Origin of the sequence: Lysinibacillus sp. BNK-21 (assembly GCF_048684915.1) — a bacterium.
Classification (GTDB): Bacteria; Bacillota; Bacilli; order Bacillales_A; family Planococcaceae; genus Lysinibacillus; species Lysinibacillus capsici.
Genome location: NZ_JBLQTS010000001.1, coordinates 3,927,506 through 3,953,015 on the forward strand (window position 1 = coordinate 3,927,506; position 25,510 = coordinate 3,953,015).

General features: G+C 39.3%; 19 protein-coding genes and 1 riboswitch. Of the genes, 1 reads left to right on the forward strand and 18 read right to left on the reverse strand.

Annotated features, from left to right (window positions below; all coding sequences use genetic code 11):
• Positions 1 to 11: 11 nt before the first annotated feature.
• The 4 genes from fsa to ACMGGO_RS19840 all read right to left on the reverse strand — a co-directional run bounded on the left by fsa (position 12) and on the right by ACMGGO_RS19840 (position 4,380).
• On the reverse strand, positions 12 to 662 hold the full coding sequence (fsa, locus tag ACMGGO_RS19825; RefSeq protein ID WP_004269447.1) for a fructose-6-phosphate aldolase: 651 nt from the start codon (positions 660 to 662) through the stop codon (positions 12 to 14).
• A gap of 149 nt (positions 663 to 811) precedes the next feature.
• Positions 812 to 1,666 carry a class II fructose-bisphosphate aldolase gene (locus ACMGGO_RS19830; protein ID WP_004269446.1) on the reverse strand — a complete coding sequence of 285 codons (855 nt, stop codon included), beginning with the start codon at positions 1,664 to 1,666 and terminating at the stop codon, positions 812 to 814.
• Positions 1,667 to 1,984: 318 nt separating this feature from the next.
• The gene (locus ACMGGO_RS19835) at positions 1,985 to 3,334 is read right to left on the reverse strand and encodes an IS1182 family transposase (RefSeq protein ID WP_279494186.1); all 1,350 of its coding nucleotides are present in this window, start codon (positions 3,332 to 3,334) and stop codon (positions 1,985 to 1,987) included.
• A gap of 686 nt (positions 3,335 to 4,020) precedes the next feature.
• Positions 4,021 to 4,380, reverse strand: coding sequence for a response regulator (locus ACMGGO_RS19840; protein ID WP_004269444.1), 360 nt, complete (start codon positions 4,378 to 4,380; stop codon positions 4,021 to 4,023).
• Between the two features lie 153 nt (positions 4,381 to 4,533).
• On the opposite strand from ACMGGO_RS19840, the gene ACMGGO_RS19845 reads away from it, so the two are divergent.
• Positions 4,534 to 5,064 (forward strand): DUF2529 family protein, encoded by a 531-nt coding sequence (locus ACMGGO_RS19845; RefSeq protein WP_054548562.1) that lies wholly within the window; start codon positions 4,534 to 4,536, stop codon positions 5,062 to 5,064.
• Positions 5,065 to 5,115: 51 nt separating this feature from the next.
• Here the strand turns inward: ACMGGO_RS19845 and ACMGGO_RS19850 are convergent, their stop codons facing one another.
• The 14 genes from ACMGGO_RS19850 to ACMGGO_RS19915 form a co-directional block, all read right to left on the reverse strand.
• Complete coding sequence (locus ACMGGO_RS19850) at positions 5,116 to 6,708, reverse strand: CTP synthase (RefSeq protein ID WP_048393729.1); 1,593 nt, start codon at positions 6,706 to 6,708, stop codon at positions 5,116 to 5,118.
• Positions 6,709 to 7,152: 444 nt separating this feature from the next.
• Entirely contained in the window at positions 7,153 to 7,695 is a 543-nt protein-coding gene (gene rpoE / locus ACMGGO_RS19855) for a DNA-directed RNA polymerase subunit delta (RefSeq protein ID WP_103117419.1), read from the reverse strand.
• A 449-nt stretch (positions 7,696 to 8,144) separates the two neighbouring features.
• Positions 8,145 to 11,393, reverse strand: coding sequence for a fused isobutyryl-CoA mutase/GTPase IcmF (icmF, locus tag ACMGGO_RS19860; protein WP_048393735.1), 3,249 nt, complete (start codon positions 11,391 to 11,393; stop codon positions 8,145 to 8,147).
• Between the two features lie 90 nt (positions 11,394 to 11,483).
• On the reverse strand, positions 11,484 to 12,116 hold the full coding sequence (locus tag ACMGGO_RS19865) for a TetR/AcrR family transcriptional regulator (RefSeq protein ID WP_048393737.1): 633 nt from the start codon (positions 12,114 to 12,116) through the stop codon (positions 11,484 to 11,486).
• Between the two features lie 3 nt (positions 12,117 to 12,119).
• On the reverse strand, positions 12,120 to 13,256 hold the full coding sequence (locus ACMGGO_RS19870; RefSeq protein ID WP_420282149.1) for an acyl-CoA dehydrogenase: 1,137 nt from the start codon (positions 13,254 to 13,256) through the stop codon (positions 12,120 to 12,122).
• A gap of 167 nt (positions 13,257 to 13,423) precedes the next feature.
• A complete protein-coding gene (locus ACMGGO_RS19875) occupies positions 13,424 to 14,560 on the reverse strand; it encodes an acyl-CoA dehydrogenase (protein WP_420282150.1) in 1,137 nt (378 codons plus the stop codon).
• 59 nt (positions 14,561 to 14,619) lie between these two features.
• A complete protein-coding gene (locus ACMGGO_RS19880; protein ID WP_112117315.1) occupies positions 14,620 to 15,471 on the reverse strand; it encodes a 3-hydroxybutyryl-CoA dehydrogenase in 852 nt (283 codons plus the stop codon).
• 4 nt (positions 15,472 to 15,475) lie between these two features.
• Positions 15,476 to 16,675 (reverse strand): acetyl-CoA C-acetyltransferase, encoded by a 1,200-nt coding sequence (locus ACMGGO_RS19885; protein ID WP_347723277.1) that lies wholly within the window; start codon positions 16,673 to 16,675, stop codon positions 15,476 to 15,478.
• A 196-nt stretch (positions 16,676 to 16,871) separates the two neighbouring features.
• Positions 16,872 to 19,103: a heterodisulfide reductase-related iron-sulfur binding cluster gene (locus ACMGGO_RS19890; RefSeq protein ID WP_259949436.1), complete on the reverse strand. Its 2,232-nt coding sequence runs from the start codon at positions 19,101 to 19,103 to the stop codon at positions 16,872 to 16,874.
• A gap of 362 nt (positions 19,104 to 19,465) precedes the next feature.
• Entirely contained in the window at positions 19,466 to 20,029 is a 564-nt protein-coding gene (locus ACMGGO_RS19895) for a cob(I)yrinic acid a,c-diamide adenosyltransferase (RefSeq protein WP_004231536.1), read from the reverse strand.
• Between the two features lie 12 nt (positions 20,030 to 20,041).
• On the reverse strand, positions 20,042 to 21,502 hold the full coding sequence (locus ACMGGO_RS19900) for an adenosylcobinamide amidohydrolase (RefSeq protein WP_420282151.1): 1,461 nt from the start codon (positions 21,500 to 21,502) through the stop codon (positions 20,042 to 20,044).
• The gene (locus tag ACMGGO_RS19905; RefSeq protein ID WP_066036948.1) at positions 21,499 to 22,500 is read right to left on the reverse strand and encodes a FecCD family ABC transporter permease; all 1,002 of its coding nucleotides are present in this window, start codon (positions 22,498 to 22,500) and stop codon (positions 21,499 to 21,501) included. Before ACMGGO_RS19905 ends, ACMGGO_RS19900 begins: the two co-directional genes overlap by 4 nt.
• Positions 22,497 to 23,465 carry an ABC transporter substrate-binding protein gene (locus tag ACMGGO_RS19910; RefSeq protein ID WP_066036949.1) on the reverse strand — a complete coding sequence of 323 codons (969 nt, stop codon included), beginning with the start codon at positions 23,463 to 23,465 and terminating at the stop codon, positions 22,497 to 22,499. The genes ACMGGO_RS19905 and ACMGGO_RS19910 overlap by 4 nt, the downstream gene beginning before the upstream one ends.
• Before the next feature lie 136 nt (positions 23,466 to 23,601).
• Positions 23,602 to 23,785, reverse strand: a riboswitch (cobalamin riboswitch).
• A 57-nt stretch (positions 23,786 to 23,842) separates the two neighbouring features.
• On the reverse strand, positions 23,843 to 25,510 hold the full coding sequence (locus tag ACMGGO_RS19915; protein ID WP_066036950.1) for an acyl-CoA dehydrogenase family protein: 1,668 nt from the start codon (positions 25,508 to 25,510) through the stop codon (positions 23,843 to 23,845).

Sequence of the window (25,510 nt, forward strand, 5' to 3'; positions counted from 1 at the left end):
TTATAATCTTATTATTCGCCTTTTCTCTTATTCCAATCCGCTAAAAATCCTTCAATTCCTTTTTCAGTTAATGGATGGTGGAAAAGCTGCTTTAATACTTTAAACGGAGTAGTTGAAATATGTGCACCTGCTAAAGCCGCTGCTGTAACGTGTTGCGGGTGACGGACAGAGGCAGCGATAATTTGTGTATCGATATTATGGATTGTAAAAATATCTGCAATTGTTTCAATTAACTCAACACCATTTTGACCAATGTCATCTAAACGGCCGATAAATGGTGATACGTATGTAGCACCTGCACGCGCAGCCATTAATGCTTGGTTAGCACTAAAAATTAATGTCACGTTTGTTTTAATTCCTTTGTTTGCAAAGAATCGGCATGCCTCTAATCCAGCTGGTGTCATAGGAAGCTTTACTGTGATGTTTGGCGCAATCGCAGCTAATTCCAAACCTTCTTTAATCATACCTTCTGCATCAAGTGCAATAACTTCCCCACTTACAGAGCCATCAACAAGCTCAGCGATTTCGCGAAGACGATCATGGAAAGAAACATTCTCTTCTTTAGCCACTAACGATGGGTTTGTCGTTACTCCTGATAAAATACCCCATGCATGTGCCTCTTTAATCTCTTCAAAGTTTGCTGTATCAATGAAAAATTTCATATTATTTCCTCCTGATCATTTTTCTTATATTATTAAATATTTTCCAAAATTTCTTTATTTCAAAAACAAGAGAAGGTCGATTGAAAGCATCAACACTTCTCTTATTATGTGTATTTATCTATGCTTTTGTAACATATTAAATGCAAAAATTATGCTTTTTGTGCACTTCCAAATTCACGAATTTTACCAATAACCGTAGCTTTGATGGCTTCACGTGCTGGACCAAGGAATTTACGTGGGTCGTAAACAACTTTGTCGTTGTCCAGAATTTCACGAATTACTTTTGTTGCTTCAATTTGATTTTCAGTATTGACGTTAATTTTTGCCGTACCTAACGAAATAGAACGTTGGATATCTTTTGTTGGGATACCTGTACCACCATGTAAAACAAGTGGAAGGTCTGCCAATTTAGAGATCTCCTCCATTTCTTTAAAGCCTAAGTTTGGCTCTCCTTTGTAAGGACCGTGTACAGAGCCAAGTGCTGGCGCTAAGCAGTCAATGTCAGTTAGTTCAACCATTTTGCGACATTCTTCTGGATCAGCGTAAATAATACCACCGATTACGCCATCTTCATCTCCACCAACAGTTCCTAATTCTGCTTCCACAGAAACACCTTTAGCATGTGCGTATTCTACTACTTCTGAAGTAATTTTCACATTTTCCTCAAATGGGTGATGTGATGCATCAATCATCACGGAAGTAAAGCCTGCATCAATTGCTTCTTTACATTTTGCAAAGCTAGAACCATGGTCAAGGTGAATTGCTACAGGAACTGTAGTACCGTAAGATTCCATTAAACCTTTTACCATATGAACAACAGAAATAAATCCGCCCATATATTTACCTGCGCCTTCAGAAACACCAAGAATCACTGGAGACTTTTCTTCTTCAGCTGCTTGTAAAATTGCCTGAGTCCATTCAAGGTTATTAATGTTGAATTGACCAACAGCATAACCTTCTGCTTTTGCTTTAATTAACATCTCTTTCATAGATACTAATGCCATACTAAAAATCCTCCTCATAGGACTATTCTTTCTACATAAACATGCTCCTCAATCATAGCAAAAATAATAGCCCCTGAAAAGCAGGGGCTATTATTTTCTACCCGAAAGCGGAGTGTAACGTAGCGGCAGGGGTGACGAAGTGAAGTGTAACGTAACGAAGTCATAGCCCCTGAAAAGCAGGGGCTATTCAGACTGTAGACAAAAGCCCATCGAGAAGTTCACTTTCGATGGGCTTTTGTCATTTTTCTTCCTATTTTATCTTTAACATTTGGTAATATACTACCAAATTCAACATACTCTTCGAGCATAGATACCTTCTTAAGCTGCCTGCCACGTCCAAGTAGCCAGTTTCTTTAAATTCATGGCAGCAAAAGTAAGCATCGCCTGCATGGACAATTTTTTCAGACCTCTTAAGGTTGTCCATCGCATACCATGCTTTTCTTTTGCATCGGCAAAGACACGCTCAATCGTTTCTTTGCGCTTTGCATAAATTTGTTTGATGTCATAGGAATGGCGTAAATGTTCAGCTTCCTCCACATACGACTCCCAGATATGGCGTTGAATGAGTTTTTGATGATGCTTACTTTCTGTACATTGGGAAAGGCTTGGACACTTCGCACAAATCAAAGGATTCGATTTATATTGCCGATATCCTTCTTTCGTCGTAGTTGCATACTTCAATATCTGCCCTTGTGGGCAAAGATAACAATTATAATGCTCGTCATATATATACTCATGCTTTCGGAAGAATCCATCTTTTGTTTTAGGTCGTGTATACGGAAGAACAGGCAACATTTGATTCTCTAATAAAAAGTTCGTAATCGCTGGTGTTTTATAGGCTGCATCTGCCGCAACAGCGATTGGTTTTTGAACGTTTTGAATGACTCTTTCAACAAGTGGCTGCAATACATGGCTATCGTGCACATTTCCCGGAGTCACAATGGCACCTAAGACAAAGCCCTTTTCATCTGTCGCTGCATGAAAAGAATACGCAAACTGTTTCGTACGTTCATCCTTCACGTAATATCCACTTTCAGGATCTGTCGTGCTTTCCTTTATTTCTTTCCATTCTTCTTTTTCAAATTTCTCCGGGGAAAAGGGCTTTTTTCCGTGTTCCTCACGATCAATATTTAACTCTAATTGAAGTTTCTCTTCATAAGCCCGTGTTTCTTTTCGCACAACTTTTTTATCATACTTTCGTTTATTCGCACTCGCTTTCACATGCGTAGAATCGATAAATAAATGGTCTGCATGGAGGAGTCCTTGATGCATAATCTCTTTTAATATACGATAGAATATCTGCTCAAATATATCAGTGTCTTGAAAGCGACGGACATAATTTTTACCGAAGGTAGAGAAATGCGGGACTTCTGTCTGGAAGCCAAATCCTAAAAACCAACGATACGCCATATTCGTTTCAATTTCTTTGATGGTTTGACGCATGGACCGTATACCAAAAACGTACTGAATAAACGTCATTTTAAAGAGAACAACAGGATCAATACTAGGGCGTCCTTTGGCAGAGTAGAGGTTTTCTACTAAAGGATAGATAAATGAAAAATCAATAGCCGCCTCTAGTTTTCGTACTAAATGATCTTGGGGAACTAATTGATCAATCGTTAGCATTTCTAATTGTTCACGTTCATTGATTTGATTTTTCGTCATCATGGTTGATCACCTCGAAAGTGTACTTTTTATCAATAGATGAATAAGGAATTATTTATGTAGAAGTTGATTGGAACGAAGGGTGGCGACTCCTGCGGGAAAAGCGGGAAAGTCGAGATCCTGGACTGAGCGAAGCGAGGGAAGCAGCTCGACCCCGCCCGCGGAAAGCGTCCGCCCGTAGTGGAAATCAACGGCTTTACTTTATTTTATTGTAAAAGAAAAAAGACTGTAGGCAAACTCAAAATTCATTGAGTTTGTCTACAGTCTGCATAGCCCCTGAAAAGCAGGGGCTATTATTTTCTACCCGAAAGCGGAGTGTAACGTAGCGGCAGGGGTGACGAAGTGAAGGGTTACGTAACGAAGTCATAGCCCCTGAAAAGCAGGGGCTATTATTTTCTACCCGAAAGCGAAGTATAACGTAGCGGCAGGGGTGACGAAGTGAAGTGTAACGCAACGAAGTCATCGCACCTGAAAAGCAGGGGCTATTATTTTCTACCCGAAAGCGGAGTGTAACGTAGCGGCAGGGGTGACGAAGTGAAGTGTAACGCAACGAAGTCCTCTCACCTGAAAAGCAGGGGCTATTATTTTCTACCCGAAAGTGAAGTGTTACGTAACGAAGTCCTCTCACCTGAAAAGCAGGAGCTATTAATCAACATAAAAAAACAGGCCGTGTGTCCACTGCCTGCTTTTTAAACTTGTAAAGCTTTATTTACTTCATCACGCACTTCGAAAATATCAAACGGTTTTGTAAAGTAACGAATGGCTCCTAATTCTAACGCTTCTTGCACAACATCCAATTCTCCGTATGCTGTCATCATAAAAACAGGCAGCTTCGGAAACTTCTTTTTTAAACGTCTCAAAATTTCAATACCATCCATTCCTGGAATTTTCATGTCCAGTAAAACACAATCCATCTCTTGTTCGTCTGCATACTTTAATGCCTCTGAACCATTCGCTGCTAAATATGTAATATATCCTTCCTTTTTCAGCACTTCATTTAAAAGTAAACGAATTCCCTGCTGATCATCGACAATTAGTAATCGTTTCACATCGCATTCCGCCCTTTTTAGTTTTATTCTTACACAAAAACTTTCTTTATTATGTATAATTCTCCTTTTTCAGCTTAATACCTTCTAGTATTATAAATTATCTGCTTTTGCTTTCTACCTTTTACCCCCTATAATATGAATAGAGGTGGGAACATGTCAAAAATTCTAACAACACAATTAAGTGGATTATTACAAAGAATTATACAAAATGAAGAAGATGCTATCGAGGAAACAGCAAGGTTATTAGCACAAGCCGCAATCGGCGAAGGAAATGTCTATTTTGCTTGCTTTGGAGAAATGCAGGTTGTGGCATTAAATGCACTTCAAGCAGTCGAACCCTTTAGCAAGTTAGCACCTTGGACTACAGACACAAGCTTAACAGAAGCTGATCGGGTTTGCATTTTTACTCGTAGTGCATATGATGAAGAAGCACTCGTCTTAGCACAAAAATTAAATACGCAATTTATTCCCTTTGCTGCTATAGCTAGTGAAGCAGCTAGTGTAGATAACCCTCTTGCTGATTTAGCCTATACGTATGTTTCTACACGCATTAAAGGCGGTTTAATACCAAATGATCTAGGTCAACGTATTGTTGTACCACATGCGCTTGCAGGACTCTTTGTATATGAAGCTGTCAAAATTGCTTATGATGAAATGCTTGGGTTGGATGAAGAAGAATTGTAGTCAGCAAATTAAAAAGAGTTGTCTCGTATTTAACGAGACAACTCTTTTTGATTATTTAAATGTTGAGCCGATAAAATCGCGGAACAATGGTTGTGGACGATTTGGACGTGACACTAGCTCTGGGTGGAATTGACATGCTACAAAGAAGTTGTTTTCTGGTAGCTCAATAATTTCAACCAATTTGCCATCAGGACTTGTACCTGAGAAGACAAGGCCAGCTGCTTCCATTGCCTCACGATATTCATTGTTAAATTCATAGCGGTGACGATGACGCTCATAAACAAGCTCTTTACCATAGGCTTGGCTAGCTTTTGAACCATCCTTTAATTTACATGGGTATAAACCTAAACGTAAAGTACCACCGATATCTACAGTATCATTTTGATCTGGTAGGAAGTCGATAATTGGATACTCCGTATTTGCATCAAGCTCTGTAGAATGAGCACCTTTTAGGCCAAGTACATTACGTGCAAATTCTACTGTTGCTAATTGCATACCTAAACAAATGCCTAGGAAAGGAACATTATTTTCACGTGCATATTGTGTGGCTAAGATTTTACCTTCAACACCACGATCACCAAAGCCGCCTGGTACTAAAATAGCGTCAGCACCTTTTAATAGCGAGGCCACATTGTTAGCATCAACGTGTTCTGCATTAATCCAGTCAATTTCAATATCAGAATTAAATGCATATCCAGCATGCTTTAATGCCTCAACTACAGAAATGTAAGCATCTTGTAGTTCTACGTATTTCCCTACTAATGCTACCTTTCTTTTATTTGGTAAGTTCTTCACTTTTTCTACAAGGTCACGCCATTCTTCCATATCTGCTTCTGGAGCTTCCATACCAAAATGATCCAAAACGATATCATCTATATCTTGCGCATGTAGGTTTAATGGTACTTCATATAAATGCTCAGCATCACGAGATTCAATAATTTCATGTGGTTGAACATCACAGAATAATGCTAATTTCTCTTTCATCTCTTGTGGTACTTCTTGTTCAGTTCGAACTACGATAATATTTGGCTGAATACCTAAAGAGCGTAATTCTTTAACAGAATGCTGTGTAGGTTTTGTTTTAAGTTCACCAGCTGCTTTAATATAAGGAATAAGTGTACAGTGAATATACATTACATTGTTATGCCCTAAATTTGTTTTCATTTGGCGAATGGCTTCTAGGAATGGCAATGATTCAATATCACCTACTGTTCCACCAACCTCTGTGATCACAACATCTGCATTTGTTTCACGACCAGCACGTTGGATACGATCTTTGATTTCGTTTGTAATATGAGGAATTACTTGGACTGTTCCACCATTATAATCTCCACGACGTTCTTTCTGTAATACAGATTGGTAAACACGACCTGAAGTTACTGTAGAATGTTTCCCTAGGTTAATATCAATAAAACGTTCATAGTGTCCTAAGTCTAAATCAGCCTCAGCACCATCATCTGTTACAAAAACCTCACCATGTTGATAAGGACTCATCGTACCTGGGTCAATATTGATATATGGGTCAAATTTTTGAATCGTCACTTCTAACCCACGATTTTTTAATAAACGGCCTAAAGATGCTGCAACAATCCCTTTTCCAAGTGATGATACAACCCCACCTGTTACAAAAATATACTTCGTCATGAATAAATTCCTCCTTATGATGTTCTAAAATATTAGTGCGTTTAGGGGGGATCAGAACCATTTACATTCTAATACCCTAAAAAAAGAAAAGCCGAGAATGTCTACAAAATGTAGTCGATTCGAAGCTGTAATCGGTTCTATCTCTTTTCCACTTTCCTTTAAACCATAAAACTCTAATAACTTTTCAGTCACCGTTTACTATACATCATGAATAATTAAAAACATTTATATTCATATCGGTATTAAAAGTATGGGAGAACTAAAATGATTAAAGTTAAAAACAAAAAAACGCTCCTCCTGCATAGGTTTGCAGGGGGAGCGTATTATATACACGGTCTTTCTCCTTCTTTTAAGGAGCCCAAGTAAAAGATTAAACGTAACCGTGATAGAAGTCAAGATTTTTTGCTTCTAGCTTAAAAGAAAGAAAATTCTAAGTGTACTGTATTAGATCTCTTCCTCTTCTTCCTCAAATTCTTCTTCCTCTTCATCAATAAACTCTTCATCGATTTCTTCATCAATTTCTTCTAGTTCTTCATCGTCAAAGTCGATATCTTCTTTTTCATCATCTTCTTCATCAAGTTCTTCTTCATCAATGAACTCTTCAAAGTCTTCATCAAAGTCGATATCTTCTTCATCTAAGTCTACATCTTCATCAAGATCTTCATCATCAAAGGCAGCTTTAGATTTTTTCTTTTGAGTCTTAACAGAAGGAGCTGTTTCTTCTTCGATTTGCTCAACTTTAAACCATTCACGTAAGCCCCAGCCTGCTTCTTGATTATATAAGAAGCGACCATCAATATTGATATCTGTATAAAATTGTAACAGACGGGATTTCATTTCTGCATCACTATAGCCCACAAGCTCTTGAATTAATTTTAATAAATCATTAAAAGACACTGAGGCACGTTTTTCATTTAAAATTGCATAAGCTAAGTTAATTAACGATTCTTCTGTTAATTGTTCCTTTGTCATTTCACGAAAATTCAATTCGTGCACTTCCTTTCCCTCATCACAATGGACGTTTTAAAATTACATGGTGCTTTATTCTCCAAGCGCAGCAAAAAAGGCCACGCAAAAGGTTCTTTCCATACAATAAGCATAATACCCATTATATACAAAGTTTTAGCCCCTTTGCTAGCTTCAATTACTGTTTTTTATATTACGCATTTTTTTTATTCCAAGATAAAACAAATAGACAGATAATAGTAGTAAAGGAATAGCGCCAATTTGCTTATTATACAGGAAAAAGGCTCCCAATACTAAAGCTAATATAATTATGTAGTGAATAGCTGATTTCATCCTCTACTGCGCCTCCCCTTTTTTTACATTTCTATTATAACGAAAATAAAAAGAAGTGCCTAATCTTAAGACTAGACACTAGAAATTAGAGAAGCATGATACTTGAATAGAAAACAAGAAGTTTTGATCAACCTTGCTTACATATTACGACGATATTGTCCGCCAACTTCATATAAAGCTTTTGTAATTTGTCCTAAACTTGCTACTTTTACTGACTCCATCAGCTCAGCAAAAATATTACCATTATTGACAGCCACTTCTTGTAGACGTGCAATCGCAGCTTCACTTTCCTCTTCATGGGCTTTCCAAAAAGCTTGTAAATTACGAATTTGTGTCTCTTTTTCTTCTGTCGATGCACGTGCGATTTCCATATTATCTATATCAGCATCTGAAGGTGGATTTGGGTTCAAGTAAGTATTAACACCAATGATTGGTAACTCCCCTGAATGTTTTAACATTTCGTAGTACATAGATTCTTCTTGAATTTTCCCACGTTGGTATTGTGTTTCCATAGCACCTAACACACCGCCACGATCATTAATACGATCAAACTCTTCAAGAACCGCTTCTTCCACAAGATCTGTTAATTCTTCAACAATAAACGCGCCTTGTAGTGGGTTTTCATTTTTTGCTAAACCATGCTCTTTTGTAATAATCATTTGAATTGCCATAGCACGTCTTACAGATTCCTCCGTAGGTGTAGTAATGGCCTCATCGTAGGCGTTTGTATGCAATGAATTACAGTTATCTTGTAATGCCATTAAAGCCTGTAATGTTGTACGAATATCATTAAAATCAATCTCTTGTGCGTGTAAACTACGCCCAGACGTTTGAATGTGATACTTTAGCTTTTGAGCGCGCTCATTAGCACCGTATTTATCACGCATTACAATAGCCCAAATACGTCGTGCCACACGGCCGATTACTGTATACTCTGGATCTAGTCCATTTGAGAAGAAGAATGATAAATTTGGTGCAAAGTCATTGATATTCATGCCACGACTTAAATAATACTCTACATACGTAAAGCCATTAGCTAAGGTGAAGGCTAATTGAGAAATTGGGTTTGCTCCAGCTTCCGCAATATGATAACCAGAAATGGAAACAGAATAATAGTTACGTACTTTATGGTCTATAAAGTATTGCTGAATATCGCCCATCATACGCAAAGCAAACTCTGTTGAGAAAATGCATGTATTCTGGCCCTGATCTTCTTTTAAAATATCAGCTTGTACTGTTCCACGTACGACTTGCAATGTTTTTTCACGTGTCTCGGTAAACTCTTCAACTGTCAAAGTTCGTCCTAGCTCTTGCTCACGTAATTGAACTTGTTGATCGATTGCTGTATTCATAAACATTGCTAAAATAATAGGTGCTGGTCCATTAATAGTCATTGATACAGATGTAGACGGTGCACATAAATCAAAGCCTGCGTAAAGTTTTTTCATATCTTCTAGTGTACAGATCGATACACCTGATTCTCCAACCTTACCGTAAATATCTGGACGGTAATCTGGGTCTTCCCCATACAAGGTTACAGAATCAAAAGCTGTAGATAAACGTTTTGCATCATCATCTTTTGATAAATAATGGAATCGTTTATTTGTACGTTCTGGTGTTCCCTCGCCAGCAAATTGACGCTTCGGATCTTCACCCTCACGTTTGAATTGGAATACACCCGCCGTATATGGGAATTCGCCAGGAACATTTTCTTTATAAACCCAACGCAAGATTTCCCCATAGTCTTCAAACTTCGGTAATGCTACTTTTGGAATTTTAGTGCCAGAAAGACTAGTTGTTTTTAAGATGGTACGAATTTCTTTATCGCGAACTTTAGTCACAAACTCATCGCCAGCATACGCTTCTTTTAATGCCTGCCAATTATCCAATATACGCTTGGATTCTGCTGTTAATTCATCTCTAACACCTTCTGCTAAAGAAGTAAGCGATGCCACAAGCACATCATCTGGAGCTTTTTCTTGGACAGCTGCAATAGCACCTTCTAATTGGAATAGTCGACGAGCAAATGCCACCTGCTGCTCAGTTTTTTTATGATAGCCACGGACAGTGTCCGTAATCTCACGTAAATAATAACGGCGATCGTTTGGAATGATAACATCTTGCTTTTGCGTTTTCGCAAATTGCTCATAGCTTGTTTCCCAATTAAAACCTGTTTTTTCGTTAATTATTTTAACGAGGGCGGCGAATAACGCATTTGTGCCTTTATCATTAAATTGGCTAGCTATTGTACCGTAGACTGGCATGTTATCAAGTGATTCATCCCAAAGCTCGCGGGAACGTTGATATTGTTTTTGTACTTGTCGAAGGGCGTCCTCTGAGCCTTTTCGCTCAAATTTATTGATCGCAATAACATCTGCAAAGTCAATCATATCAATTTTCTCAAGTTGTGTAGGTGCACCGAATTCGCTTGTCATGACATACATAGATAGATCCGTGTATTTAGTAATTTCGGCATCACCTTGACCAATTCCACTTGTTTCTACGATGATTAAGTCATAACCTGCTACACGTACTACATCTAGCACATCACCAATTGATGCAGATAATTCTGTACGTGAGCCACGTGTTGCTAAACTACGCATATAAACACGGTTATTAAAAATAGCGTTCATGCGAATACGATCCCCAAGCAATGCTCCACCCGTTTTTTGCTTTGTTGGATCGACTGATAGAATGGCTACACGTTTATCTGGGAATTCTTTTAGGAAGCGGCGAATCAGTTCATCCGTTAAGGATGATTTCCCTGCACCACCTGTTCCCGTAATCCCCATTACTGGCGTACCTTTTGAAAGCTTTCTTGCCTCTGCTAGCATTTCTTTCGTAGCTTCATCGTCATTTGACTCAGCTGCTGTTATTAGATTGGCTAAAATTTCAGGCGTCTCTGTCGTTAAAGACTTTAATTTCTCTAAATAATTACCTGTTGCAGTAGGAAAATCTGTACCTTTAATTTGTTCATTAATCATTCCCTGTAGCCCTAAAACACGGCCATCCTCTGGTGAGAATATCCCTGCAATGCCATACGTATGAAGCTCTTTAATTTCACGAGGTAAAATAACTCCTCCACCACCGCCATAAATTTTAATATGTGGTGCTCCTTTTTCACGCAGTAAATCATACATATATTTAAAGTATTCCATATGTCCGCCTTGATAAGAAGAAACCGCAATCCCTTGTGCATCTTCTTGTATCGCAGCATTCACGACTTCTTCAACAGAACGATTATGACCTAAATGGATTACTTCTACACCGCTCGATTGTAAAATGCGTCGCATAATATTGACTGAAGCATCATGTCCATCAAAAAGACTCGATGCTGTCACAAAACGTACGTGATTTTTTGGACGATATACTTCTACCTTTGTCATATGAAATCCCCACTTTCTCCCCTTATTGAATAAAAAAAGCCGGCATTGCAATATCGCTATATGCAATTGCCGACAAACCCCTTACAAATATTAAAACCCCTTTATGCCTGAAATGAACAAGGTGATTTGCATGTCAATGAATTCGTCTATTGAATGCTGACGATGTAAAGCCCATTTGCGAAACGCCCAGCTTTGTCCTGAAACAACTAAGTTATTGGCTGCTAAATGGATTTGCTTCTCTGTCATAGTTAGTTCGCCAGACTGGACACATCGCTGTAACAAGCGTTCAAATGTGGCAACCATTTCAAACTCTTTACTAAAAACATAGCGTTGTGCTTCTTTTGACAATGATTTTGTTTCTTGATACATGATTGTTAGCTCATCAACCATACTATCGATTTGCAGGAAGTATTCCCGAATCATTTCTTTTAACTCATCAATAGTTCCTGCTTTAATCTCATAACTTGAAAGACGCTCCATTGCATGGTGATAGATACTGTCACAAACAAGGTATAGAACATCTTCCTTCGTTCGGATGTATTCATACAAAGTACCGATACTAAAGCCAGCAGCTTTTGCAATTTCTCTCGTCGTGGCACGGTGAAAACCTTTTTCTTTAAATAGCTTAATAGCTCCTTGAATCATTTGTTCACGACGAATGGCGATTAGATTTTCATCTTTTACGGTTGACTGTACTTGGGGCCTTTTATCTTTATCAGTCATCAATTATTTCGTTAGCATACGCGAGATAACAAGACGTTGAATCTCCTGCGTACCTTCGTAAATTTGTGTAATTTTAGCATCACGCATAAAGCGTTCTACAGGGTAATCTTTTGTATAACCATAGCCACCAAAAACTTGAACCGCCTCTGTCGTTACACTCATTGCTGTATCGCCAGCCATTAATTTCGCCATTGCAGATGCCTTACCATATGGTAGGTTATTAGATTCTAACCATGCCGCTTGGTATGTAAGAAGTCGAGAAGCCTCAATTTGAGTTGCCATATCGGCTAATTTAAAGGAAATGCCTTGATTTGCAGTGATCGGTTTACCAAATTGCACACGTTCTTTGGCATAGTCAACTGCTGCATCGAGTGCTCCTTGTGCAATTCCTACTGCTTGAGCCGCAATACCATTACGTCCACCATCTAGTGTCGTCATGGCAATCTTAAAGCCTTCCCCTTCAGCCCCTAATAGATTTTCCTTTGGAACACGACAGTTATCAAAAATAATCTCTGTTGTTGGAGATGAACGAATTCCTAATTTTTTTTCTTTCTTCCCTACAGAGAAACCTTCAAATCCAGCTTCCACGATAAATGCGGATGTGCCATGTTTTGCTTCAGGATCTGTTACTGCAAATACAATATATGTATCTGCTACTCCACCGTTCGTAATAAAGATTTTTGAGCCATTTAAAATATAATCATCGCCATCACGTTTTGCATAAGTTTTCATGCCACCCGCATCAGAGCCAGAGCCAGGTTCTGTTAAACCATATGCACCAATCTGTTTGCCTTCAGCCATTGGACGAAGGTATTTTTGTTTTTGTTCTTCTGTACCGAACTTGTAAAGTGGCCAACCTGCCAGTGAAGTATGTGCAGATAAAGTTACACCAGTCGAAGCACAAACACGTGAAAGTTCCTCAACAGCTATGACATATGCAAGGTAATCAAATCCTGCACCACCATATTCCTCAGGCCATGGAATACCAGTAAGCCCAAGCTCCGCCATTTTGTCGAAAATCGCACGGTCAAATTCTTCATTTTCGTCACGTTCAGCAGCTGTTGGCGCCACTTCATTTATAGCAAAATCGCGAATCATTTCACGTAATTGTTCATGCTCTTCTGTTAACTGAAAGTTCATTGTCCATTTCCCCTTTTTAGTTAGACTCTGTTTTGTGTTACCTGATTATTGTTAGGTTGGATTGAGCGGTTTTGCCTTATTTCAGAGCAGTTCTACACCCTTTATAAACGTTTTTCCCTCACTCTTGAACGGTTTCCATCACTTTGTACCATTCGCAATATCAGGCTTTATTTCAGTAAATGTTTACTAATGACTAGTCGTTGAATTTCACTTGTACCTTCATAGATTTCTGTCACCTTTGCATCGCGGAAATAGCGCTCTACTGGATAATCTTCCGTATAGCCGTAGCCGCCAAATATTTGAACAGCCTCTATTGCCGTTTGTACCGCTGTTCGTGATGAGAGAAGTTTAGCCATTGAAGCTTCTGCTCCACATGGTAAACCTTTTGCACGTAAATCGGCTGCACGATAGACTAAAAGTTTTGCAGATTCAACAGCCGTTGCCATATCCGCAAGCTTAAAGCCAACACCTTGTTGTGCGGCGATCGGCTTACCAAATTGAATGCGCTCTTTAGCATAAGCAGTAGACGCCTCTAGTGCCGCCTCAGCAATTCCTAACGCCTGTGCCGCAATGCCGATTCGTCCAACATCTAAATTGGCCATCGCAATTTTAAAGCCTTCTCCCTCTTCCCCAAGTAGGTTGTCGGCTGGAATGCGACAATTATCGAATGTCAGCTGAACTGTACGTGAGCCGTGTAAGCCCATCTTATGCTCATCTTTTCCGATGATTAAACCAGGTGTTCCCTTTTCAACAATAAATGCTGAGATACCCTTTGTTTTTTCAGCTGGGTTAGTAGATGCGAATACAATATACACATCAGCTTCTCCACCATTTGTAATAAATACTTTGGAGCCGTTAATCACATATTCATCGCCATCACGCACTGCCTTTGACTGTAAAGAACCAGCGTCTGAGCCTGCACTTGGTTCTGTTAAACAAAATGCGCCTAAATATTCGCCTGTTGCAAGCTTTGGTACATAACGTTTCTTTTGTTCGTCATTCCCAAAGTAAATAATTGGATTCGTTCCAACTGAAGTATGGACGGATAAAATAACACCCATTACAGCGCTTACTTTTGATAGTTCATTAATCGCAATAATATAAGATGTAAAATCCATACCAGAGCCACCTAAGTCTTCTGGAGTCGTAATCCCCATTAAGCCAAGTTCACCCATTTGCTGTAGAAGCTCACGTGGAAATTCTCCCGCTTCCATTCGCTCCACCCATGGTTGAATTTTTTCCTGAGCAAATTGACGAACCATATCGCGCATCATAATTTGCTCATCTGTAAATTGCAAATGCATCTATAATGTCACCCCTCTAAGTTGTCCCGAAACATCTAAATAACCCCATCCCCATAGGATTATTCGTAAACGTAAAAACCTCTTCCTGATTTCTTACCTAACCAGCCAGCTGCAACGTATTTACGTAGCAGTGGGCAAGGGCGATATTTACTGTCTCCAAGACCCTCATGTAAAATTTCCATGATGTAAAGGCAAGTATCTAAACCAATGAAGTCTGCCAATGTTAATGGCCCCATCGGATGATTCATACCAAGCTTCATCACATCATCAATTGCTTCTTTTGTTGCCACACCTTCGTAAAGTGCATAAATCGCTTCATTAATCATCGGTAGTAGGATTCGATTTGAAATAAATCCTGGGAAATCATTCACTTCTACTGGTGTTTTCGATAATTTAACCGTCATCTCTTCGACAGCTTTGTACACTTCATCTGTTGTTGCTAAGCCTCGAATGATTTCAACAAGTTTCATAACTGGTACAGGGTTCATAAAATGCATACCAATTACTTGCTCTGGACGCTTTGTTACTGCTGCAATTTCTGTAATAGGCAGTGAAGATGTATTCGTAGCTAAAATAGCATGTGCTGGCGCAATGCCATCAATTTGCTTAAAGATGGATTGCTTAATTTCCATATTTTCCACAGCTGCTTCAATGATAATATCTACATCACTAGCATCTTGTAAATCTAGCGACATACTAATTCGACTTAGAACAGCAGCCTTCTCATCTTCAGTTTTACGACCCTTTTCTACATCACGTGATAAATTTTTCGTAATAACCCCTAATCCACGCTCGAAAAATTCTTGTTTGATATCGTTCAATTTCACATCAAAGCCTGCTTGTGCACAAACTTGGGCAATACCAGAGCCCATTTGCCCTGCACCAATAACCATTACCTTTTGAATTCCCATTAGTTCAGTCCCCCTGTTTTGGTACTTCAATCATAATTGCATCACCTTGGCCGCCGCCTGAACAAATTGCGGCAATGCCAATGCCACCGCCACGACGCTTCAATTCCTGTGCAAGTGTTAATATTATACGTGCACCAGATGCCCCAATCGGATGACCTAAAGCAACTGCACCGCCATTAACATTCACTTTTTCTGCATCTAAATCTGCCAACTGCTTGCTGACTAAAGCTACCGCTGCAAAGGCTTCATTGATTTCAATTAAATCAATATCTGCTAATGATTTGTTAGTCTTTTTCAGTAATTTATTAATAACAAGACCTGGTGTTTGCGGGAAGTTTTCTGGCTCAAGCGCAAGTTCTTCGTGACCAATGATTATTGCCAATGGTTCTCTACCTTCACGTTTTGCACGTTCTTCACTCATAACGACAAGTGCACATGCACCGTCGTTAACCCCAGGTGCATTACCTGCTGTAATCGTGCCATCCTTGTCAAAGGCTGGTTTTAGCTTCGCCAGTACTTCCAAAGACGTCCCTGCTCTTGGTGCCTCATCTGTATCTACAATAAGTGGTGCACCTTTTCGTTGAGGAATCTCCACTGGTACGATTTCTTCAGCAAAGTAACCTTTTTCAATTGCGGCTAACGCGCGTTCATGACTGCGTACTGACCAAGTGTCCTGTTCTTCTCGGCTTAGCGAGAACTCTTTAGCTGTTGCATTACCATAGCTTCCCATATGCGGTCTTGCTTTATCGAAAGCACATGTTAAGCCGTCATATAGCATGCCATCTACCATTGTAGAATCTCCCATACGCAAACCATTTCGACCATTCAGAAGATAATATGGTGCATTGGACATAGATTCCATGCCACCCGCAATAATCACTTCTTCGTCCCCTAAACGAATCAATTGATCTGCTAATGACACCGCACGCATCCCTGAAGCACAAACTTTATTGATTGTTTCTGTTTTTACTGCTGTTGGTAAATTGGCCTTCAGCGCAGCCTGTCGAGAAGGAATTTGCCCCTGTCCCCCTTGTAAAACAGAACCTAAAATTACCTCATCCACTTGCTCAGGTGCAAGATTTGCCTTCTCTAATGCCCCTTTAATGGCAATCGCACCTAAATCACTTGCATGTAATGCTGATAATGAACCTCCAAATTTACCAAACGCAGTTCTTGCTCCTGCTAAAATTACAGCTCTATTCAAGTAAAACACCCCTTTTGTTTTACGTTCTCGATGAAGCTGCAAAGCATTATTGACTGAACGCTCGCTCGACTTCTATCGAGGAAAAATGGGAGTTTACTATCTCAACTCCCATTCCCATTTAATCTTATTCTACAAAACAATTTTTTATTGTGCAATTTATATTTTTCAGATAACTAAAATATTTCTGCAATAGCAATCATTTTTCTGCGTTCGCTTCCGTATTCTCGTCTTGTTGAACATTTTCTATAGACGCTACCACTTCTTCGTATGTTTCTTCTGTTTCTTCGGAAGAAGGATTAACTGCCTTTACTTTTTCACCGAACACAGAACGTTCTAGTAATTCTGCAACATCAAATGTTCCAATAGAGTCTTCAACCTCTTTAGCCTTTGTACCATCCTCTAGCATTGTTAGGCAGTAAGGACAGCCTGATGAAATAACTGATGCATTTGTTGCAAGAGCCTGTTCTGTTCGCGCTACGTTTATGCGATTTCCTACATGCTCTTCCATCCACATTAATCCACCACCAGCACCACAGCACATCGCTGTTTCGCGGTTACGTTCCATTTCAACAAGCTTCACGCCAGGGATTCCTCGAAGGATCTCACGTGGGGCATCGTACACATCATTGTAGCGGCCTAAATAACAGGAATCATGGAAAACAATCGTTTCATGAACCTCATAGTTTAGCGCTAGACGATTTTCCTCAATCAACTGATTTAATAACTCAGTGTGATGATACACTTCACCTTTCCAACCAAAGTCTTGATATTCATTTTTAAAGATATTGTAGGCATGAGGATCGATTGTTACAATTTTCTTCACGTCATTTTTCTCAAACTCATCAATATTTGCTGTAGCTAGCTCTTGGAATAAGAATTCATTACCTAAACGACGAGGTGTATCCCCAGAGTTTTTCTCTTTATTACCTAAGATTGCAAACTTCACACCAGCCTCGTTTAATAGACGACAGAATGCTAAAGCGATTTTTTGAGAGCGGTTGTCGAAAGCTCCCATCGAACCAACCCAGAATAAATACTCCATTTCCTCGCCAGATTTTTTCAGCTCTTTTACAGTTGGAATTTGGATTGTTGGATCTAGATCACGCCAATTTTCTTTTTCCTTGCGGTTTAAGCCCCAAGGATTACCTTGTCGTTCGATATTCGTCATTGCACGTTGAGCATCAGGATTTACTTTCCCTTCAGTCATTGTTAGATAACGACGTAGATCAATAATTTTATCAACATGCTCATTCATTACAGGGCATTGATCCTCACAGTTACGACATGTCGTACAAGCCCAAATTTCCTCTTCTGTAATGACATCGCCAATTAAAGATGGGCTGTAGATATCCTCAATTACAGCACCTTCAGCACCAGCTGCAATTGCAAGCTGGTTACCCTTTGTATTGGCAAAGAATTGATAAGGCACCCATGGTTTTTGTTTTGTTACGACTGCGCCCGTAAATGTTAAATGGTCACGCAATTTTACGATTAAATCCATAGGAGACAGCATTTTTCCTGTTCCTGTTGCTGGACACATGTTTGTACAACGTCCGCATTCTACACAAGAATATAGATCAAGCATTTGCTTTTGTGTGAAGTCCTGTATGCGTCCTACCCCAATAGAAGGCATATCCTCTTCGCTTTCAGCATTTTCTCCAGCTTCTTCCAAGGCCTCAAAATCAATTGGTGTTAATGTACCCGTACGATCTAAACGATTCATGTAAACATTAAGTGGACTGACAATTAAGTGGAAATGTTTAGACTGCGGTACGTATACCAGGAATGTTAATAGAATTAAAAGGTGTGCCCACCACATTACATAAAACACACCAGCGGCAACTGATGTAGGTAGGAAGCCAAAAATAGCAGCAATACTTGAAGCAACTGGCTCCGTATAAGTTAATCCCTCACCATGCCAAATTAATCCCATACCATTAGCGATTAATGTAGATACCATTAACCCACCAATGAAAATTAATACAAGGCCGTTTTTCCATCCTCGTTTTAGACGCACTAGCTTTTCAACATAGCGGCGGTAAAATGCCCACACTACCGCGATTAAAATCATTAAAACCACCAGTTCTTGGAAGAATGTAAAGACACCATAGAAAATGCCTAGTGGCAGATGTGACTCTGGTGCTAGTCCTTTCCAAATTAAATCAATGGCCCCTAACTGTACCATCAAAAATCCATAGAAAAACATAACATGTATTAAACCACTCTTTGGATCCTTTAATAGCTTATTTTGACCAAATACATTGACCATAATATAACGAAGTCGTTCTTTAACACTTTCATCAAACTCAACCTTTTTCCCCAATTGCACATACTTATAGCGTGTTTTCAACAGGTAGAAGAACAATCCTACTGCATAAAGCACAACCACGACTGTTAAGACAATGTTAGCAATTAATAATGGACTCATGGTTGGTCCCCCCTTTAGTTTGTCGTAATTTTCTCTCTTTGTGACGAATTTGCTAGTTCAAACAGAAATGTACTTCACTTTATCATTATATTCCTATTCTAATAAATGAGTGAGCATTCAGTCAACATAAAACGGAAATATTTCTGATAATTTTATATTCTTACATTTTACAAGAAAAAAAGCCACCCTGAATTTTTTCAAAGTAGCAATTTTTTACTTTCCTTAACTATTTTACTTATTGGGATGTCGCATATTCAGTAGACTTTTGAACATCTGCTAAAATTGCATACAAACCTATACCGCCCCGTAGCTTAATATCTGGCAATTCATTTTTTGTACAAAAACATTTATTAAATCAAACTTTATTTTTTAAAAACATTCCCACTGCGGATATATTCAACATCTGCAACGTTTAAGCGAGCATTTACAACACGTGCAGCTGCAAATAAATAATCCGATAAGCGATTTAAATATTTTTGCACAACCTTTGGTACATCTTCGACTTCTTTCATAAGTGTCACCATTTCACGCTCTGCTCGACGTGCAACCGTGCGTGCAATGTGTAAAGTTGCCGCTGCTGGTGCACCTCCTGGTAAAATAAAACGTTGTAAAGGTGGCGCTTCGTCTGATAAAGCATCTATACGAGCTTCAAGTACTTCAATCGGTTGCTCTGTTAATTTATAATGACGTTCTTTCATTACATTAGCAAGGTCTCCACCAGCATCGAACAGCTCATGCTGAATTGTCTCTAGGTCTGTTAAAATATCCTTGAAAAGCGCTTGATCTAATTCACTTACAGCCTTCCCAATAAAGGAATTTAATTCATCAATTGCCCCATATGTTTCCACACGTAAACTATCTTTATCAACCCGTCCTCCAATAAGACTTGTTTTCCCCGTATCGCCTGTTTTCGTGTAAAGCTTCATTTCTCTCATCTCCTAAAACTGGTTTTTATAATTCCTAATCGCCTGAACTGTTGTTTCATAGACACCCTTTGCAATCATTTTACCAACTTCCGTAATTGGGCCACCATACAGCATTTCTTCCCCTTTTTGAGTTGCAGCAATTAACAGACTATCTGTAGCAGTACCTGTTGCAATTGTTCCACTCCGCTCATCACGAATATTTTCTGATTGCAACGCCTTTGTTTTTGCCTCAGTTGCTGTCATCAATGCCTGAAAAAATGCCTCTTCCGATAAACAACCATTAATGATAACCCATGTATTAATAGTACCAATATATGGTTCATCTTGTCTTTCATGTACTCGAGATACATCAACTGCATTGCCTACGCCAGCAGTTACAGCTACGATTATACTGCCAAAAGGTGCTGAAAATTCATTGATGGCCACTAGAGCTGTTGGTACTGCTGTTAGCATAACAACAGTATTTGTAGGTGAAAAATTTCCCCTTTTTAAAAATTCTTTAACTTCTCGTTTCACATCGCTGATGACATAATCACCAGGAACTGAGCGATTTAATAAGCAATTATGCCAGCCAATACCTGGGTTATGAACTGCAGAAGATACGGTCTTCAGAGGAAGCTCTGATTGAAGTTGGATATATTGTTCAGTTATCGTAAAGTGCTCTTTTTTGATGACAGCTCGCTGTTGATAGTCTGTAGCTGCGGGCATCATTGTAATTTGAGGTTTTGGTATTTCAGGGTGAGCATATGTAGTCACCCGTGCTTGATAAACTTCTTCAATTTGGGAGGCAATTAATACTTCATGTGGTGCACCAAGTGCTCTCATTTGTCCGCTTTCCATTAGCAATAATTCATCACAATAAAGAGAGGCTAAATTCATATCGTGTAGTACCATAACAACTGTTAAACCGCACTCCATGGCTTCCTTCCGCACCATATCTAAAATTTGACGTTGGTGGGCAATATCTAAATGATTAGTTGGTTCATCCAGTAATAGTATTTCTGCAGTTTGAGCTAAGGCTTGTGCTACAAATACTCTTTGTTGTTCACCACCAGATAAAAATTCCATCGGTGTATGCTCATATCGCTTTACACCTGTTTGAAGCATTGCATGTTGAACTGCCTTCTCATCTTGTGCAGACCAACTCGAGAAAAAGCCTGTTTGATGCGGGTAGCGCCCCAGTGAAACTGCCTCTCTCACACTGTTCGAGAAAGCATTTGCATGTAGCTGTGGTAATACAGCCATTTTTTTCGCCAAAGCACGAGCATTATAAGAAAGAATATTTTGTCCATCAATCGAAATGGTTCCAGCAGTAGCTGGTAAAATACCACTCATTACTTTTAATAATGTGGATTTCCCGCTACCATTCGGCCCTAGAATGCCAAGAATTTTTCCTTTTTCAACAGTAAAACTAATGTCCCTGACGATTGGTACATCTTCATAGCCACCTGATAGATGTTCAACAACAATCATGCCCGTACCCCCTTGCTTCTTCGCTGCTTATAAAAAATATAGGAGAAAACAGGTGCTCCAATAAATGCCGTAATAACACCAATTGGTAGCTCTCTTGGCACAATGATTGTTCGTGCTACTAAGTCGCAAATAATGAGTAATGTTGCACCATTGAAAAAAGATAATGGTAATAAGTGGCGATGATCAGAACCCCAAATCATCCTTGTCATATGCGGCACCACTAATCCTACAAAGCCAATTGTGCCAGAAACCGCTACAGCTGCTCCAGTTAGCATGGAGCCACCTGCTAATATCAAATATTTACTGCGCTTCACATTAACACCTAAATGTTTTGCTCGCTCTTCACCATACAACAAAACATTTAGTTCTCGTCTTTGTGTCCATAGCATAATTGAACCTACAATCACAAATGGAATGATCATTTGGACATATGGCCAACCACGCATCGAAACAGAACCAAGTAGCCAGCCTATTACCTGACGTAATTCTTCACCAGATAAGGCAATCATTAATGAAATAAGGGAACCTAAAAATGAACTAAAAATAACACCTGTTAATATCAACGTTTCCATTTTTAATGAGCGGTCTACGAGTCTAGCAAAGCTCATAACAACTACCATCGTGATGATAGCACCAATCATACTGAAAATTGGCAGCGCATACAAACCGACAACAGGTATAGAAATACTAAAAAAGATCGTTAAAACAGCACCAACAGAAGCCCCTGATGAAACCCCTAGTGTATATGGATCTGCTAATGGATTTTTTAATAAACCTTGGAAAGCTGCTCCAGCAATAGCTAGAGATGCGCCTACTAGTCCCGCTAATAACACGCGAGGCAAACGAATTTTCCAAAAGATATTGGCGGCTGTTTCATCAACCGCCTTATTCCACAATACTTCTAATGGAATATGAACCGAGCCTATCGCTACGCCACACCAGATGCTAATAAGAAGAAGCGTACATGTTAATGTATAGGCTAGTGCTATTTTTTTCACTTAAATACCTCAGGATAGATTGCTTTTGCTAATTCTTCTAGACCTTCAGCTAAACGTGGCCCTTGACGACTTGTCGTACTTTCATCTACCTGCACAATCGCATTATTTTTTACGGCATTAATCGTATCAAAGCCCGCACGTTTTGGTATTTTCGTTAAAATATCTGGTACATAATGATATGTCACCACGATGACATCTGGATTTTTTGCGATAATTTGTTCTGCATCAATTTTATACCAATTATCGCCATCTACAGCTACATTCTCTGCATTGATCATTTCAAGCATAGCGTTCATAAATGTACCATTGCCAGCTGTATAAATATCTGGCTCATCTGATGCTTCAACTAACACTTTTTTGGGTTCAACATCCTTGACTTTAGACAAAACTTCTTCTACTTTTGCCTTCATATTAGCGACAATTTTTTCTGCCTCTGGTAATTTCCCTGTAGCACGTCCAAGTTGCTCAATTGTTGTATATGTTTCATTAAAGTCTTGTGCATTTTTTACAACAAATACTTTCAAACCTGCTGATTCAAGCTGTGCAATAGCCTCTTCTGAAAGAGACATGCTAGATTCGTGTGAAAAAACGATATCTGGTTTTAAGGCAATAATTTTTTCAATATCGTATTCCATACCGCCAACCTTATCCTTCTCAGCTGCCTCTGGCGGATAATCGTCGTTGTCCGTAACACCAACTATTTCATCATTTAAACCTAGTCCAAAAAGGATTTCAGTATTACTTGGAATAAGTGAAACAATTTTCTCAGGAGGTGCTTCAAGTGTAATGTCCTTACCAAGGGCATCTGTTATCGTCATTGGGAATGTTGCTTCATCCACCTGTGCTGTTTCTTGCTGTGTTTGCTGCTCGTTAGATGGCTTGTTATCTTTTGCTTCCTGCCCACAAGCAGCTAGCAAGCCTACTGCTAAAAATGCTGATAATCCTATTTTCCAAAATTTCTTCATGTGAATCCTCCTTCGTTGATCCGTGCGACATTTCGCTTTATTCTACATCAAAATAAAACCCCTCATCTTTGATCGATGAGGGGGCAAAATCGCACCAAAAAAACTGATACAAAATCCACCACCCTATCCTCGTAGGTTGTCATGTCGTTATAAAGGCAGGTCTCCTGGCTAGTGCTACTTGCGATTTTTCAAGCCTTCCCGAAATCTTCAGTGGCATCATTTGAAAAAACTCACACTTACAGTGGCGGGACCGCATCGGAATTACACCGATTTCCCTTTTCACTTTACTTAAGTAAAGAACCTTTATAATATTCAGTTGATTTCATTATACATGAAAATGAAAAAAGTCGCCTCCATTCAAGACGACTCCCCGGCCATTATACAATTTCAGAAAAGTATTGGACTGTTTTCATTTGAGCACCCATTTCTCTTAATGACCATGTCTGTTCTAAATAAACGTCCGCTAGTTTTTCATATTTCCCACCAAATTTATGTGCCCACTCAACCGCTATGACACTTTCATAAAGGTGAGCCATTTTTTCCGCCATACCCTTAGATTCAAAAGTTTTCGTTGCCTCGTCTAAAGCGCTAAAAATTTGCAGTTTCACAGACATATTCGCCAATTGTTCTTTAACGATTTGTACTAGTGAGCTGTCAGCTAATTTGTCTAATCGTTCCTCCATCTCCTGTACAAACAGTTCATGAGCATGAAACTTATCTACTAAACGAATGAGTTCTAAGGCCAAAATATTAGCCGTACCCTCCCACACCGTTAACACTTGGGCGTCTCTTAATAAGCGGGGCGTTACAAAGTCTTCTATATAGCCATTACCTCCGTGTAATTCAATTGCCTCACTAGCATAATGAACAGCTTGCTCTGCTGTTTCCTTTTTCATAATGGCAATATATAAACGATTCATAATAAGATCTTGCTGAGTTCCCTGTCCACTTGTCACTTTATCGTATAATTGGATAAGATCAAAAACTGTCGCTACTTCCACGTGCAACTTAGCTGCAAATTTCCCTAAAGTATCCTGAATCATAGGGTACTGTGTTAAGGGCTTGCCAAATGCATGTCGATTGCTTACATAATGTTTTGCCTCTAAGAAGCCGCGACGCATAATACCAATTGAAGCGACTGCATTACAAATTCTAGAGAGATTTAGTGCTTCTAGCATATAATAAATCCCTTTATTTTGCTCCCCTACAACATAGGCAAGTGCACCATCAAATTCTACCTCACCAGAGGGAACTGCCCGAACGCCTAGCTTATCTTTCAGTCGGCGAATACGTAAATGATTTGTTGTTCCATCTTCTTTGCGCCAAGGAACTGCAAACAATGTTAAGCCTTTGGAACCTGCTGGCGCACCTTCTAGTCGTGCTAATACCATCGCTACACCACACATGCCCGCATTGGATGCAAAATATTTTTCACCATATAGACGATAAGCAGTGCCATCCTTTCTCGCCTCCACCACATTTGCACCTACGTCAGAGCCCCCTTGACGTTCTGTTAAAAAGGTCGCACCTTCATATAAATCTGTGTCACCTGTTGCACACACATGTGGTAAAAAACGCTGCTTTACCTCTTCATCTGCATAATGATCTAATAGATAGGCAGTTGCCATTGTCAATGTTACTGGACAATAAAAACCGGGCTCTGCATGTGATAGCAAATAACCTTGTGCAAAGCTATAAACATAATTCCCCTTGTGTCCTAGCTGCGGAATATGCTTGTGTACATAACCTACAATCCCAGTATTATATGTCTCTTCAATCGTTTTTTTATAGCCATCATTAACCCAAACCTCTGATATCTCTTCACCATAGGCATCATATCTTTGAAGGCGAGGCTCACCCTGTCGATCTGTATGCTTTGCCCTCGCATCAATATCACCTGCACATAGCTCACCAAAATCTGTTAACTCTCGTTGGGCATAGGATAAAAACTCTTTATCTAACATCATTTCCACTATTTTTTGAAGCGTGTCATCTTCAGTAAAAAAGTTCGTAGTACGCATTGCTTCTTGTTGTAATACTTTCAT

What these genes read in the sequence shown, in the direction of transcription:
- fsa (WP_004269447.1), bottom strand. Translation starts at nt 662, where the DNA reads ATGAAATTTTTCATTGATACAGCAAACTTTGAAGAGATTAAAGAGGCA.
- ACMGGO_RS19830 (WP_004269446.1), bottom strand. Translation starts at nt 1,666, where the DNA reads ATGGCATTAGTATCTATGAAAGAGATGTTAATTAAAGCAAAAGCAGAA.
- ACMGGO_RS19835 (WP_279494186.1), bottom strand. Translation starts at nt 3,334, where the DNA reads ATGATGACGAAAAATCAAATCAATGAACGTGAACAATTAGAAATGCTA.
- ACMGGO_RS19845 (WP_054548562.1), top strand. Translation starts at nt 4,534, where the DNA reads ATGTCAAAAATTCTAACAACACAATTAAGTGGATTATTACAAAGAATT.
- ACMGGO_RS19850 (WP_048393729.1), bottom strand. Translation starts at nt 6,708, where the DNA reads ATGACGAAGTATATTTTTGTAACAGGTGGGGTTGTATCATCACTTGGA.
- icmF (WP_048393735.1), bottom strand. Translation starts at nt 11,393, where the DNA reads ATGACAAAGGTAGAAGTATATCGTCCAAAAAATCACGTACGTTTTGTG.
- ACMGGO_RS19865 (WP_048393737.1), bottom strand. Translation starts at nt 12,116, where the DNA reads ATGACTGATAAAGATAAAAGGCCCCAAGTACAGTCAACCGTAAAAGAT.
- ACMGGO_RS19870 (WP_420282149.1), bottom strand. Translation starts at nt 13,256, where the DNA reads ATGAACTTTCAGTTAACAGAAGAGCATGAACAATTACGTGAAATGATT.
- ACMGGO_RS19875 (WP_420282150.1), bottom strand. Translation starts at nt 14,560, where the DNA reads ATGCATTTGCAATTTACAGATGAGCAAATTATGATGCGCGATATGGTT.
- ACMGGO_RS19880 (WP_112117315.1), bottom strand. Translation starts at nt 15,471, where the DNA reads ATGGGAATTCAAAAGGTAATGGTTATTGGTGCAGGGCAAATGGGCTCT.
- ACMGGO_RS19890 (WP_259949436.1), bottom strand. Translation starts at nt 19,103, where the DNA reads ATGAGTCCATTATTAATTGCTAACATTGTCTTAACAGTCGTGGTTGTG.
- ACMGGO_RS19895 (WP_004231536.1), bottom strand. Translation starts at nt 20,029, where the DNA reads ATGAAGCTTTACACGAAAACAGGCGATACGGGGAAAACAAGTCTTATT.
- ACMGGO_RS19900 (WP_420282151.1), bottom strand. Translation starts at nt 21,502, where the DNA reads ATGATTGTTGTTGAACATCTATCAGGTGGCTATGAAGATGTACCAATC.
- ACMGGO_RS19910 (WP_066036949.1), bottom strand. Translation starts at nt 23,465, where the DNA reads ATGAAGAAATTTTGGAAAATAGGATTATCAGCATTTTTAGCAGTAGGC.
- ACMGGO_RS19915 (WP_066036950.1), bottom strand. Translation starts at nt 25,510, where the DNA reads ATGAAAGTATTACAACAAGAAGCAATGCGTACTACGAACTTTTTTACT.